Raw genomic sequence first — 12,764 nt, 5'->3', positions numbered from 1 at the left:
TCCATTTTTTTACGGATAAATCAGTTATACATAATAAGGAGAGGAGGGAACTTGGTGGATGAGGTGGAGTGGATCCGAAGAATACAGGAGGGGGAGACGCAGTATCTTACACCGCTGATCGAGCATTACTACCCAGGGATTCAGAAGTACTGCTACTACAGGGTCCGAAGTGAGGAAGAAGCTAAAGATCTGACTCAGGAAACTTTCTATCGATTCTGCAGAAGTATTGACAAGTATAGGCATACGGGAAAATGTCTTGCCTATTTATACACAATCGCCCGGAATCTTTGTAAAGATTACCTGCAAAAACGCCGCTCATTATCTTGGGAGCAAGTGCAGGAAGCAGAAAAAGTGCATATACGGCAGACCCCTTCTATTGAAGAACAAGTGGAGGGAGAGCAGCTGGTGACTGAACTGCTGCTGATTCTGCCTGAAGAGCAGAGGGAGATGGTTTTTATGCGATATTGTCTGGATATGACCTTCCGCGACATTTCCCGTGTTACCGGAGTAAACGTATGTATGGTCCAATATCGGGTAAATCGCGGACTAGTTGTATTTAGAAACTATTTAGAAAGGAGTGGATTTGTTGAACAAGAAGCAGCTGCATTTCATCGCAACTACACTAAGAGACTACCCTTCGTTTCCCGTTGATCATAAGCGATTAGAACAAACCGTTCATGGGGCTAATGAGATGCTGCGACAAGCACAGGTCACGCGAAGAACCTCATTACCAGAGTTCTATAAGGCTCAACTTTCTTTTATCAGTTGGAAAGTATGGATGCAACAACTGTTAATTGTCGCTGGAATGGGCGTACTTCTATATCAATTTGTTAATCGACCTCACGGTGATATGGAAATTGTCATGCTGGCTTCTGTTGCTGCTCCATTATTAGTGATTACGGGTTTACAGACACTGACCCGATCTTTGAATTGTCATATGATAGAGATTGAATTAAGCACCTGGCGGAGGCTGGAGAAGTTGACAATGGTGCGCATGAGTCTGCTTGGCGTTGCGGATCTAATCGGCTTGATCATTTTGGCCATTCTCTTGAACACTTGGATAGAGATGGAGATTGTGAGCCTCCTGCTATATCTGCTGGTACCGTTCAATGTGTCATGTCTTGGATCCCTTTGGTTAATGAACCGAGTTCGTAATGCAAATTGTGGATATTACTGTCTGGCATATTGCGGACTGTTGATTATAGTACAGGTTATTTGTACATTTACTCCTTCTTTATCCTTATTTCTTTCATCAGCAACCGGAACGTGGCAGATAGCACTGGTGCTTTCTTTGGGCGGGATTGTCTACGAGACTCGAGGCCTAAGCAGGAACTTTAGAAGTCTCGAAACAGCTGTAAGATTACATTATTAAGCGTATAGCAAACAGATCAATTGTGATTATAAGGAGAAGTGTGTGGAATGCTTGAACTAAAATTAAATCAAGTGAGCAAACAATTTTCTGCCAAAGGGGCGGTAAACGGGATCTCAATACAGCTTACTAATGGTGTCTACGGTCTCCTGGGGGCAAACGGTGCAGGAAAAACAACACTGCTACGAATGATCTGCGGAGTCCTGAACCCTACATCGGGTACGATCCAGATGAATAAAGAGGATATAAGTGACATGGGGGAACGCTATCGTGACTTGCTTGGCTATCTGCCACAAGACTTCGGTTATTATCCTGATTTCAGTGCAGAGGAGTTTCTGTGGTATGTCGGATCGCTAAAAGGATTGACTTTGGCGGCATCAAAAGGGAAAACACGGGAATTACTGGGCATAGTGGCTCTGGAGGATGTGGCCCGGAAGAAAATTCGTACCTTTTCTGGAGGAATGAAGCAGCGGCTGGGTATTGCACAGGCTCTTCTTAATGATCCCCGCATTCTGGTGCTGGACGAGCCCACGGCAGGGCTTGATCCTAAAGAACGGGTCCGTTTCCGTAATTTAATTGCTGATCTGGCCAGGGATAAAATAGTAATTATGTCAACCCATATTGTATCTGATGTGGAATATATCGCAGATCAAATTCTCGTGATGAAAAAAGGGGAGCTGTTGACAAGCGGAACGGTTGATCAGCTGACAGCAACGATGACAGGATGCGTATGGACTTGTCATGTCCCGATGCGGAATGCTGAGGAATGGAATGCCCGATATTGCGTAAGCAATTTGCGTCATGAAGGGGATCTGGTGGAATTGAGAATTGTGTCCGCAGACCAACCGAATGAGACGGCGATATCAGTCGTACCCTCATTGGAGGACTTCTATTTATATCATTTTCAGGATGAAGAAGCTGTCACGGCTAAGGTGAAATAGGAGGTATGATCCATGGATATACTGACCCGGTTCGAACTGCGAAAGATTATTCGACGAAAATCATTTTATACAGGAATTATAATTTTGATAGCGGTAGCGATATTATCATCTGTTGTATTGATTACAAATATGCAAATGACAGGTGAAGACGGGAAATTCTTGAATGGAACGGCAGCCATTCAGCTAGAGAGAGAGTACAATCGGCAGCTTGCCGGTCCATTAACTATAGCAGCAATGGAGGCCGCTGTAAGAAGGCATCAAGACTTACTCCATGACCCTAGTAACCTGGATGAGAAGGGGGAGATGACTGTCGAAGCAAATGCAAAATATGATACAAAGGATAATCAAATTCAATTTTTAATAACGGATGCCTTTTCTCCTGCAAGTGAATACGATTATTATTTAATCGACAAAATCAACCCTGAGGAAATGAAGAGTTTCTATCAGAAACGGCTGGAAAAGGTCCGATTATTTTTAAATAGTAATAAATCTGATAACAACTACACTGCCAAAGAGAAAGCTTACTTTACAAAACTGAACGAGGAGATAACGGTGCCTTTTCAGATGGACTACGTTACCGGCTGGAAAAATGTATTTGAGAATTTACCGAGTCTCTTTCTAATTATTGCTTTTGTTATTGGGTTTTGCCTCGCACCGGTTTTTGCTGGGGAGTATCAGAGAGGAACAGATGCTATAGTTTTATCTACCCGTTATGGAAGAAGCAAAGCCATCGCTGCTAAATTGAAAGCAAGCTTTATAGTTTCTGTAGGACTTATTATTTTTCCGATTTTAATATATACTTTTCTGATTTTAGGGGTGTTTGGATTTGATGGTGGGGGTGCCCATGTGCAAATGATCAAATTTTTGGCCCCTGTTCCCTACACTGTGTTTGAGACCTACCTGTGGGCGGTACTGATCGGCAGTCTGGCATGTCTTATGGTAGGAGCCTTGACACTTTGGTTCTCCAGCCGGATGAGCAATTCATTCTCAGTTATTGTAGCAACCGGAGTCCTGCTTGTAGGTACCCAGTTTATTCCCGAAAGCAAAAATAGTCGTCTATTAAGCTATCTGACAGATCTGCTTCCCGGAAATATGTTTGACAGCTTTAGAAAGATAACTGGTTATGATGTATTTAATATTGTGGGACAGTTAGTTCCAACGTATAAAATAATGGTTGTATTTTCGATAATTGCTATAGCACTTCTGATACCTTTTACTTACCGGGCATTCAAAAAGCATCAGGTTGTATAGGGGGTATGACTCATGGACACGCTAACCCGTTTTGAAATACGGAAAATAATAAAAAGTAAATTATTTTATGTTGCCGTTGGGCTTGTGATGACTGTGGTTTTGCTTTTGGTCAACATGAGGTATACGGGGGCGTACATAACGGATCAAGAGGGGGAGGGGATTAAAGGTTTTTCAGCCATCTCTTTGGGGAAAATGTATGCGCGTCAGCACGCCGGACCATTGTCAACGGAAAAAATAGCAAATGCGATTGAACGTCATAATAAAATTTTGCTTGATCCCAAAAATATTGATGCTAATGGGAATTTAAATAATCGAGCTTATGCTGCTTATGAAGTCCCGGATGAACAGATCAATACGTTAATTCGGTTTGCCTTTTCACCCTTAAGCCAGTTCGATTATTCTGTAATGAATAGATTACATGAGGATGATGCAAAGAGATTTTATGAGAAGCGGATGGAAAAAATCAATGGATATTTAGATTACGATTATTCTTATGGAAATTATTCAGATAGGGAGAAAGCTTTTTTTAATACAATGAACGAAAAACTCCGCGTTCCCTTTCAGATGGATTATGTTACTGGCTGGGAGAAGGTATTTCAAAATCTTCAAAACCTTTTTTTAGTGATCGCTTTAGCTATTGGAATATGTCTTGCTCCAATCTTCGCTGGTGAATATCAGCGGGGCACCGATGCCATAATACTGTCGACCCGCTATGGCAGGAATAAGGTGATCATAGCCAAACTCAAGGCGGGCTTTATTATATCTATAGGTTTACTATTCTTAGCGCTCATGCTATACACACTTCTTCTTCTGGGGATATTTGGTTTTGATGGCGCGAAAGCCAATGTGCAGATTATCGATCTTTTAGCTCCCGTTCCTTATACGGTAATTCAAGCTTATCTGTGGACGATCTTAATTGGTAGTCTAGCCTGTCTGATGGTAGGAGCATTGACATTATGGCTATCTAGCAGGATGAATAGTCCCTTTTCAGTTATTATTGTAATTGGTATTTTTGTAATTGGTCCATTTTTTATTCCTGCAAGCAAGAGCAGCCGTTTGTTTAATCAACTGATGGATTTATTACCGGCTAATATGTTTAATGGTTTCAAAAAAATCACTTCATATGAAGTGTTTGATCTGTTCGGTGCATTAATTCTAGAATATAAGTTCATGACAGGATTCGCTATTATTGTTATAGCCTTATTACTTCCGCTTACATTTAGGGCGTTTAAGAAGCATCAGGTGAACTAGACGAACTAAATGTCTATTTTACATTACTTTAATCAGTTTGCAGGTAACTGATATTTAATAAGAATAATCTTAATAAAAGACGGTTACTCCTGGGGAGCAGTCGTTTTTTTATTGTAATTCACTCTAACATATCTCTAACAAGAACTAACTATAAGAATTAAAAGATGATCGAAAGTGACGAACTGAAATTCGTAACAGGGACGCTTACGCCCCGCATGAACCGGATCACGGCCAAGATGCGGGAGATTGGGATATAATTGAAAATGAACGATCTGCCCGGATGGTTCGTATTATAGTTATTTGCTAACACCAAGGAAGAGGTGAGAGGAAATGCTGACCATCAAGAATTTTACGAAGAGTTACAAAGGCGGGGCAAAAGCGGTGGATGATCTTAGCCTCGAAGTTGAACGGGGTGACATCTACGGCTTCATCGGGCATAACGGCGCAGGCAAGACCACGACGATCCGCGCTGTGGTGGGCGTGCTTGATTTTGAACAAGGGGAGATTGAGATTGACGGTATCTCGATCCGCAAGAATCCGGTAGCCTGCAAGGCGAATATTGCCTACATCCCGGATAATCCGGACCTGTACGATCACCTGACGGGGATTCAGTACCTGAACTTCATCGGCGATCTCTTCAGTGTATCGGGGTCCACCCGGGAGCGGCTGATCAGGCAATACGGCGATGCCTTCCAGCTTACAGCCAGTCTGGGCGATCTGATCTCCTCGTATTCCCACGGCATGAAGCAGAAGCTGGCCATTATCTCTGCACTTATTCATGAGCCGAAGCTGTTAGTGCTGGATGAGCCTTTTGTGGGTCTTGATCCGAAGGCGGCGCATACGCTGAAGACCATCATGGCGGATCTGTGCAGCAGGGGCAGCGCGATCTTTTTCTCCACACATGTACTGGATACGGCGGAGAAGCTGTGCAACAAGATTGCGATCATCAAGGGCGGACGGCTGATTGCCCACGGCTTAACTGAAGCGGTAAGGGGCGAGAACAGCCTGGAGGACGTATTCATGGAGCTGATCGATAATGATTAATGTCTGGAGATTAACGAAGCTGCAGCTGTTGTCCTCCTTCGGCCTCAATCAGGCGCTCCATACGAAAGACCCTGCACGCAGACGCAAGGCGCTGCTGATCAGCCTCTTGGTGATAGCCGGTATACTCATGATAGGAGCCGTGTCATTCGGCTACAGCTTTATGATGGCGAAGTCGTTCGAGCAGCTTGGGCGGATGGAGCTATTGCTGGCTGTGATGATGACAGTCACTTCGCTGGTGAGCTTCTTCACTACGGTCTATAAGGCAAGCGGGGTATTATTCAGCTATAAGGATTACGATATGATTATGTCCCTCCCGGTGAAAACCAGCCATGTTGTGGCAAGCCGGGTGCTTCAGCTCTATGTGATGAATCTGTTCTTCACGCTGCTGATCATGCTTCCGGCGGGGGCGGTGTATGCGATACATGTGAAGCCGGGCGTGCTCTATTATCTGTTTTTTCTAATGACGCTCTTCTTCATTACCTTACTGCCGATTATAGCGGCTACGCTGGTAGGCTCCCTTATTAGCTGGGTCTCTTCCCGGTTCCGGGCGAGCAAAATCCTGAATATGATCCTCACGTTCGCCTTCATCATTGTACTGATGCTGGGCTCGTTCACGCTCAATCAAGGGCAGCAGGCGATTGCAGATGTTGGAGCTGCCTTGGGTGATATGATCTTCAAGGTGTATCCCCCGGCTTCCGTGTATGTTGATGCGGTCTGCTCGTACCGGGTGAGCGCCTTGCTCTTCTTCATCGCGGTGTCTGTGCTGGCCTTCATGCTGTTCTCGGTCCTGCTGGCGACCCGGTACAAGGCGATTCATACAGGGCTTATGACCAGCCGCGCAAGCCGCGGATACACGATGAAGCCGCTACAGGCTAATTCAGCATTCAAGGCCTTGTATCTAAAGGAGCTGCGGCGTTATTTCAGCTCGGTCAATTATGTGCTGAACACAGGGATCGGGATGGTGCTGCTCCTGATGATGTCCATTTCCTTATTATTCGTCAGCTCAGAGCAGCTGGGAGCTATACTAGACATCCCGCAATTGTCAGACTCCCTCAGTACGCTGAGTCCGCTGGTTATCTCTCTATTTGTTGTTCTGAGCTGTACGACAGCCTGCTCTATTTCTCTGGAAGGCAATCATCTGTGGATCTTGACCAGCTCCCCCGTGCCCAAACCGGCGATTGTATTCAGCAAGGTGGCGGTGAATCTGACCATTACCTTACCGGTGATTGCCGTAAGCTGGGGACTGCTGGCCTATACCCTGCATGCCGGGTGGATGGAGGGTCTATTGATGCTTGCCGTTCCGGTTATCTATGCCTGCTATTCAGCCCTGCTGGGCGTTCTTGTGAACCTGAAGCTGCCTAAGCTCGACTGGACCAGTGAAGTTGCGGCGATCAAGCAGAGTGCGTCGGTGCTGGTAACGATGCTAATCGGTGTCCTCACGCTGGCTGTTCCGTTCGTGCTGTTCCTGCTGCTTCATGGGGTGAACGGAAATCTCATTCTGCTGGGATACGGCGTGCTTCTGGTAGCGGTCTGCGCCGGAATGTACAGATATATCCAGATTAACGGGGAGCGGCTGTTTGCGAGGCTTTAGCTGCTGAAGAAACTACTCTTGGAACGGGAGGAGGCCTGACCTGTTCCTGGGAGTGGTTTCTTTGTGTATTCAGAGACAAATGATCACCTATGTCTTAAGTCCGGTCTACGAATAACGTCCTATCCTCGACTTAACCTTCTTAAGCAATGGTCCCGCCAGGGCTCTTGCCTTCCGGGCGCCTTCACTCAAGATTGTGTCGATCTGCTCTGGCGCTGCTATGAGATCATAGTATTTCTTCCGTGGCTCCTCCAGAGCAGCATTAACCACCTGGAACAGCTCCTGCTTGGCCTCACCCCAGCTAATGCCGCTTAGATATTTGTCTCTTAACTCCTGCACTTGAGCGGGTGTCGCAAATTCTTTATATAACAAGAAAATATTAGAGGTTTCCGGGTCTTTCGGTTCCTGCGGAAGCGTAGAGTCTGTTTTGATTTTGCTGATCAGCTTCTTCAGGTTCTCTGCCGTTTCGAACAGCGGAATCGTGTTGTTATAGCTTTTGCTCATTTTCCTCCCGTCAAGACCAGGAATCACCGCTGTGCTCTCATCGACAATATAATCAGGCAGCTTGAACGTATCTCCATAAACCCGGTTGAAGCTTTCGGCGATATCTCTGGCGATCTCCACATGCTGAATCTGGTCTTTGCCGACAGGGACCTTGTCTGATTGAAACAGCAGAATGTCCGCAGCCATCAGAATCGGATAGGTGAAGAGACCCATATTAACACCAGTATCCGCATCCACGCCCAGTTGTTCATTTTGATCTTGGATCGCTTTGTAGGCATGGGCACGGTTCATCAGTCCTTTGGACGTCAGGCAGGCTAGAATCCAGCTCAGCTCAAAGATCTCCGGCACATCAGATTGTCTATAGAAAATCACCCGATCCGGGTCGAGTCCGAGTGCCAGCCAAGTGGCTGCGATACTATAAGACAGATCACTGAACTCGTCTCTATGCTGTATGAAATTTAACCCATGGTAGTCGGCCATGAAGTAGAGTGATGTGCAATCACTGGCCCCGGCGATTTGCAGTGCAGGCTTGATTGCTCCGATGTAGTTCCCCAGATGGACTTTGCCCGTAGGTTTAATTCCTGTTAATACAATGTCCTTACTCATATTATCCCTCCGTCTATAAAATCAAAAAGGGGTCTTCTCATCCTGAAAAGGACGAGAAAACCCCGTGGTGCCACCTTAATTAGTCCGAACGGTGATCCGGACCGCTTGAACGTATCGAAACATCACTATATGTTTGAATACGCGTCTCTTTTAACGACGAGACATTCGCCAAAGCCTACTTCCTGAAGGTTCGGTTTGGATGCTCAGAAGCCCACTTCGGCATATTCCCTACACTGATTCGCACCAATCATCAGCTCTCTGAAGTATTCGTTATGCTTACTCTCTTCATCATTGCAAAGTTATATAATATTGTATTACTGTATTTTTACAGTACTTTTCGGTGAATGTCAACGGATAGTTCAAATAGGGTTAGGGAGTGAGTCTGTGCAGACAAAACGTGCAAAGCTTGAGGGATATACGAATCAGTACCTGAAGCTGTGGAATTTTTACGGCGTGATTCAGGTGATCAGGAAGGGCGAGGTGCTCTTCGAGCGGGCTTGCGGATATGCAAGCATGGAGTTTGGAATTAAAAATACGCTGGCGTCACGCTTCTCGCTCGCCTCTATGTCGAAGCAGTTTACGGCCTTTGCCGTCATACTGCTGCATGACAAGGGGCTGCTGGATGTTGACCAGCCTGCATACCAGTGTCTCCCGGCAGAGCTTGCTATAGACGAGTCCATCACCGTTCATCATTTGTTGTCACATACCTCCGGTCTATATAACTTTTATAATTTTGAGAACGATTTCTTCGGCGGAGATTACCGGCTGGACTATTCCCGGACAAGGTTCTTCCAGCAATACATTAACAAGAAGCCAACCAAGCCAGCCGGAGCAGCGTACGATTATAATAACTCCAACTACAATCTGCTGGCCTGGATCATCGAGCATGTCTCGGGGGAGAGGTACGGGGAGTTTCTGCATCATCATATTTTCCTGCCTCTAGGGATGCGCAGCAGTACGGTGGATGACGGCTGCGCCGTGATTGAGAACAGATCCAGCAACTATATCACAGACTTCGCAGTAACCGTCAAATGTCCGTATTATAACGAGAAGTTCAGTATCGGTGCTGCTGCGGTTGTTTCGGACTGCGGGGATTTGTACAAGTGGTATGTCTGTCTGCGTGACCGGCAGCTCCTGTCATCTGCGGCTTATGAACGATTCTTCCAAGAGAACGAGAACAGCTACTGCTACGGCCTGGAGCATCACCTTCTATACGGGCAAGACAGGTATTCGCATGGGGGCGATCAGCTGGGGATTTGCACGTATATGCAGAATTTTTACGCTGAAGATCTTTGCATTATCATCCTCTCAAATAATGAAGGAATCAATCAGTATAGACTCGGCCATGCGCTCGCGGATATTCTGCATCATGTGGAGGTGGAGGCTCCGACCCGGCATCTTGAGCTTCAGCTCAGTGAGGAATGTTTAAGGGCGTACTGTGGAACCTATCTACCAGACAAAATTCAGATCGAGCTGACCGGCGGGAAGCTCTACTTCACCAGATTCACCGGCAACGTCCATATTGAGCTCTACCCGGTAGGCGAAGGAGAATTTGTCCAGCGCTATTATGACCAGCTCCACCCCTATAAGATCACTGAGAATGCGCAGGGAGAGGAAATTTTTCTCGGATATGCACGATTAGCCCCTTGAAGTTGCCGTTGCGTCAAGTGATAGGATAGGGATGAGATCACAGGAAGGAGGCATAAATGAACAGGAATGTTGTTAGCATACAGCAATTGTCGGAGCTACTGGGGCTGACGAGCCGCACCTTGCGGCACTGGGAAGCGGTAGGGTTGTTTCAGAGTAAGAGAGAGGTATCTTCCGGCTGGCGTACATATGATGAACATGCGCTTAAGTGTATCAGGATCACAGCGCTGCTGCGGAGAATGGATATTCCGATCAGAGAAATACAGCCTATTCTAGATAAGGATTCTGTATCTGCACTTAAGCAGGTTATACAGAACAGGATAAGGGCTCTACAGGTACACCAGGAAGAACTCGGACGGATGGGACAGCAATTACATCAGGTACTCGATTACCTGAATACTTCCAATAAGAGGACCTCCATTCAGGAGGAACTGCTTAGCGAAATGGAGAGGGTATTTATGAGTAATGTAACGGGACAGTCAACTTTCAAAGTGATTACATTGCCGGCGATGAGAGTAGCTTATCATATCGTGGTGGACCAGTCTCCGGAAGACAAAGCGATAGGTCCTATCATGGATTGGTTGGAATCTGCTAATCTTCTGGGCACCGCGCGGTTATTCGGCGGAAATATGAAGCCTATGCCAAGTATTGCAGGTAAACCCTATGGCTATGGAATGTGTGCGACAATTCCTGATGGAACCACCGTGCCGGAACCCTTCAAGGAAATGACCCTGCCCGGCGGGCTATACGCCAAGCTGGACAGCAGTGACGACATTGGAGGCTCCTGGAAAATACTGATGGATCAGTTAGAGCATAGTCCAAAGTACTGCTCGGACCGCAGCAGACTCTGCCTGGAAGAGCATATCCGCAATGACAGCCCTGCGGGCAGTGGCAACCTGTACGATTTATCTTTACTGGAACCCGTAGTATTGAAATAATTGTAGCCAAACCCAAGAAAAGAAGGGAAGTAAATGAGCATTGAGTTCAGTAAGATCAGCCTGTTTGAACGTGGAACACTCCTGGAGCTGTTACAAGATGCCTATTCCTTTGACGGCAGGTATGAGCAGAGCTGTCTGGAGGATTGGCAGGAGTTCGACAATTTTTTCTTTGACAATCTGCAAATTGCAGATAAATATGGGTTCATGACTATGCTGCATGGTAAGGTGATTGGCTTTGTATCCTGGGACCCGAGGCAGTTGCCCCAATGTGCTGAAATCGGCCATAACTGTATTGCGACTGCTCATAAGGGCAAAGGATACAGCACCCTGCAGCTTCAAGAAGCGGTTCATCGTATTCTGCGGAATGAAGTGCAGCACATTCTAGTGACGACTAATGGCGATCTGATCCCCGCCCAGCGGATGTATGAGCGTGCCGGTTTTATTTTGCAGGGGAAGCGGGACATGGGGCCTGGCTCCGTACTTAAGGGTGAGCATTGGGATTACGTCTATAAGGTATAACGTCAGGAGGTACATACTATGAAAAAGTCAGAAGTTACACTAGGTAAAGCTACGGTGAAGGATGCGGCGGATATTCATGCTATGCAGCTTCAGGCCTTTCTTCCGCTCTTGGAGAAATATCAGGATTACGAGACAAATCCGGCTAATGAAACGCTGGAGAGGCTCGTAGAACGGATGAATCAGGAATTTGTTGATTACTATATCATCCGAAACGCCGGAAATGCTGTAGGCAGCATGAGAGTCAAGAAGACAGATGAGCATCATTACTGGCTCAGTCAGATATGCGTATTGCCGCAATACCAAGGTCTGGGCATAGCCCAGCAGGCATTCGCACGGATTGAAGAGATCTATGCGGATGCGCAAACTTGGGGGCTGGCTACCGTCGTGCAAGAGGAGCGTAACTGCTATTTGTATGAGAAGCTGGGCTACAGAAAGACCAGTGAAACCCGGGAAATCAATGATAAGATGACCTTGTGCTTTTATGAAAAAAGGTTAAATAAAGGTTAGCGCTCCAGAGCTATGAAATGCTGCATAAATTGCAACTCCGATTCATTGATATAGTAGTATTTGCGAGGATTGTTGTATAAAAAGCAGGAATAATCCGCTCAGAAGCTTGGTAGATGCGGGAAAACTGCCTTTTGTACAACAATTTTGGTTTTCGGACTTTACAAAGAGATGAAAGTTGCAATATGTGCAGGATTGTGAATGGTAATCTGGGATGTCCGGGGGATGAGAACCCTGCGCGTCAGCGACTTAGCACGAACCTCACGGACTGGAAATCCGTTATTTCGGCGGATTACAGTAATTCCGCAGATGATGCGAACAGAGAATCCGTTAAGTAACCAGAATTGGCCTGATTTCAGCTCCCAAGGGTGGGATAAGGTCCTCTGAGTCCGCAGCGTGAAGAAAATCAGGCTTTTTCGGCGAATAAGGTCCTCTGTGTCCCCATAACACACTATTATTGTCTACATCCGCCCCGGCTTTGGCAGACCGGGCACATTGAGCGCTTCGCCCAGCGTATCGGTGAAGCTCCGGGTCAGCTACATTTACTTGCCCTCCTGATGGCATAGTGTGTAACTAAGATGCTGATTTCAACAAGTACTTGA

Annotated in this window: 12 protein-coding genes and 1 other annotated feature; of the genes, 11 read left to right on the top strand and 1 reads right to left on the bottom strand. The window is 46.3% G+C overall.

The genetic code is table 11. The features are described 5' to 3' along the window. Positions 1-54 precede the first annotated feature (54 nt). The 7 genes from NST04_RS24140 to NST04_RS24110 all read left to right on the top strand — a co-directional run bounded on the left by NST04_RS24140 (position 55) and on the right by NST04_RS24110 (position 7,447). On the top strand, positions 55-651 hold the full coding sequence (locus NST04_RS24140; RefSeq protein WP_341186485.1) for an RNA polymerase sigma factor: 597 nt from the start codon (positions 55-57) through the stop codon (positions 649-651). Beyond that, on the top strand, positions 587-1,372 hold the full coding sequence (locus tag NST04_RS24135) for a hypothetical protein (protein WP_341186484.1): 786 nt from the start codon (positions 587-589) through the stop codon (positions 1,370-1,372). Before NST04_RS24140 ends, NST04_RS24135 begins: the two co-directional genes overlap by 65 nt. Before the next feature lie 47 nt (positions 1,373-1,419). Beyond that, the gene (locus NST04_RS24130) at positions 1,420-2,310 is read left to right on the top strand and encodes an ABC transporter ATP-binding protein (RefSeq protein WP_341186483.1); all 891 of its coding nucleotides are present in this window, start codon (positions 1,420-1,422) and stop codon (positions 2,308-2,310) included. A 12-nt stretch (positions 2,311-2,322) separates the two neighbouring features. Further along, a complete protein-coding gene (locus tag NST04_RS24125) occupies positions 2,323-3,561 on the top strand; it encodes an ABC transporter permease subunit (protein ID WP_341186482.1) in 1,239 nt (412 codons plus the stop codon). 12 nt (positions 3,562-3,573) lie between these two features. Further along, positions 3,574-4,812 carry an ABC transporter permease subunit gene (locus NST04_RS24120; protein WP_341186481.1) on the top strand — a complete coding sequence of 413 codons (1,239 nt, stop codon included), beginning with the start codon at positions 3,574-3,576 and terminating at the stop codon, positions 4,810-4,812. Between the two features lie 330 nt (positions 4,813-5,142). Next, a complete protein-coding gene (locus NST04_RS24115) occupies positions 5,143-5,856 on the top strand; it encodes an ABC transporter ATP-binding protein (protein ID WP_341186480.1) in 714 nt (237 codons plus the stop codon). Continuing rightward, on the top strand, positions 5,849-7,447 hold the full coding sequence (locus NST04_RS24110; RefSeq protein ID WP_341186479.1) for a hypothetical protein: 1,599 nt from the start codon (positions 5,849-5,851) through the stop codon (positions 7,445-7,447). The genes NST04_RS24115 and NST04_RS24110 overlap by 8 nt, the downstream gene beginning before the upstream one ends. A gap of 105 nt (positions 7,448-7,552) precedes the next feature. On the opposite strand, the gene NST04_RS24105 is transcribed toward NST04_RS24110, so the two are convergent. After that, positions 7,553-8,554, bottom strand: a complete 1,002-nt coding sequence (locus NST04_RS24105; RefSeq protein ID WP_341186478.1) for a tryptophan--tRNA ligase — start codon at positions 8,552-8,554, stop codon at positions 7,553-7,555. A gap of 44 nt (positions 8,555-8,598) precedes the next feature. Next, positions 8,599-8,855: a binding site (T-box leader), on the bottom strand. Between the two features lie 83 nt (positions 8,856-8,938). Here NST04_RS24105 and NST04_RS24100 point away from each other — a divergent pair. The 4 genes from NST04_RS24100 to NST04_RS24085 are packed head-to-tail and all read left to right on the top strand — an operon-like array spanning position 8,939 to position 12,165. Further along, positions 8,939-10,204: a serine hydrolase domain-containing protein gene (locus NST04_RS24100; RefSeq protein ID WP_341186477.1), complete on the top strand. Its 1,266-nt coding sequence runs from the start codon at positions 8,939-8,941 to the stop codon at positions 10,202-10,204. A 56-nt stretch (positions 10,205-10,260) separates the two neighbouring features. Continuing rightward, a complete protein-coding gene (locus NST04_RS24095; protein WP_341186476.1) occupies positions 10,261-11,139 on the top strand; it encodes a MerR family transcriptional regulator in 879 nt (292 codons plus the stop codon). A 33-nt stretch (positions 11,140-11,172) separates the two neighbouring features. Then, positions 11,173-11,658, top strand: coding sequence for a GNAT family N-acetyltransferase (locus NST04_RS24090; protein ID WP_341186475.1), 486 nt, complete (start codon positions 11,173-11,175; stop codon positions 11,656-11,658). Positions 11,659-11,676: 18 nt separating this feature from the next. Then, the gene (locus NST04_RS24085; RefSeq protein WP_341186474.1) at positions 11,677-12,165 is read left to right on the top strand and encodes a GNAT family N-acetyltransferase; all 489 of its coding nucleotides are present in this window, start codon (positions 11,677-11,679) and stop codon (positions 12,163-12,165) included. Positions 12,166-12,764: the final 599 nt, after the last annotated feature.

Source organism: Paenibacillus sp. FSL H7-0756 (assembly GCF_038006765.1).
Classification (GTDB): domain Bacteria; phylum Bacillota; class Bacilli; order Paenibacillales; family Paenibacillaceae; genus Paenibacillus_AQ.
This window is presented reverse-complemented; position numbering and strand designations above follow the sequence as displayed.

Coding starts and splice junctions, on each gene's coding strand:
- NST04_RS24130 (WP_341186483.1), top strand. CDS start 1,420: ATGCTTGAACTAAAATTAAATCAAGTGAGCAAACAATTTTCTGCCAAA.
- NST04_RS24125 (WP_341186482.1), top strand. CDS start 2,323: ATGGATATACTGACCCGGTTCGAACTGCGAAAGATTATTCGACGAAAA.
- NST04_RS24120 (WP_341186481.1), top strand. CDS start 3,574: ATGGACACGCTAACCCGTTTTGAAATACGGAAAATAATAAAAAGTAAA.
- NST04_RS24115 (WP_341186480.1), top strand. CDS start 5,143: ATGCTGACCATCAAGAATTTTACGAAGAGTTACAAAGGCGGGGCAAAA.
- NST04_RS24110 (WP_341186479.1), top strand. CDS start 5,849: ATGATTAATGTCTGGAGATTAACGAAGCTGCAGCTGTTGTCCTCCTTC.
- NST04_RS24105 (WP_341186478.1), bottom strand. CDS start 8,554: ATGAGTAAGGACATTGTATTAACAGGAATTAAACCTACGGGCAAAGTC.
- NST04_RS24095 (WP_341186476.1), top strand. CDS start 10,261: ATGAACAGGAATGTTGTTAGCATACAGCAATTGTCGGAGCTACTGGGG.
- NST04_RS24090 (WP_341186475.1), top strand. CDS start 11,173: ATGAGCATTGAGTTCAGTAAGATCAGCCTGTTTGAACGTGGAACACTC.
- NST04_RS24085 (WP_341186474.1), top strand. CDS start 11,677: ATGAAAAAGTCAGAAGTTACACTAGGTAAAGCTACGGTGAAGGATGCG.